Here is a 427-nt window from a genome sequence, read left to right as displayed (position 1 = left end):
CCAGGCGGCTACCGAAGCCGCTTAACCGATGTCCGGCAAACGGGGGTAACCACAGATCCCGTTCGCTCGTTTGAGCTCGGCCACCTCGCGCTTGAGTCGTCGAATCTCCTCGCTATCGGCCTTGGCTGGCGCGCTGGCGGCGCCCGACGGCGCCTTGCGCACCCACTGGCGAACCGTCTCCGCCGAGCCGACTCCGAGCAAATCCGCAGTCTTGCCCATCGCCGCCCACTCGGTGGACCCCTGAGCCACCAACTGCTCGACCATGTCCACCGCGTCGCGCTTCAACTCATCCGAGTATCGCTTCGATCCTGCCACTGCCATAGGTTTCATTCTCCCTTGAGACGAACCCTCCGGAAACACCGGGACGGATCAGTTCGCTGAGCTGGTCCGTGCCGGACTGCAGGCGTTGATCGAGGCCGAGGCCACC

General features: G+C 64.9%; 1 protein-coding gene. It reads right to left on the bottom strand.

What is annotated here, in order from left to right:
• Positions 1-21: 21 nt before the first annotated feature.
• The gene (locus P3L18_RS28185) at positions 22-321 is read right to left on the bottom strand and encodes a transposase (protein ID WP_346348453.1); all 300 of its coding nucleotides are present in this window, start codon (positions 319-321) and stop codon (positions 22-24) included.
• Positions 322-427 lie beyond the last annotated feature (106 nt).

The sequence above is a fragment of the Gordonia sp. N1V genome, assembly GCF_029269935.1.
In the GTDB taxonomy this organism is placed as follows: Bacteria; Actinomycetota; Actinomycetes; order Mycobacteriales; family Mycobacteriaceae; genus Gordonia; species Gordonia polyisoprenivorans.
Note: the sequence above shows the minus strand (reverse complement) of the source record. Positions and strands in the feature narration are given on the sequence as shown.

Bases quoted from the DNA above. Each gene is read 5' to 3' on its own strand.
- P3L18_RS28185 (WP_346348453.1), bottom strand. From the start codon at position 321: ATGGCAGTGGCAGGATCGAAGCGATACTCGGATGAGTTGAAGCGCGAC.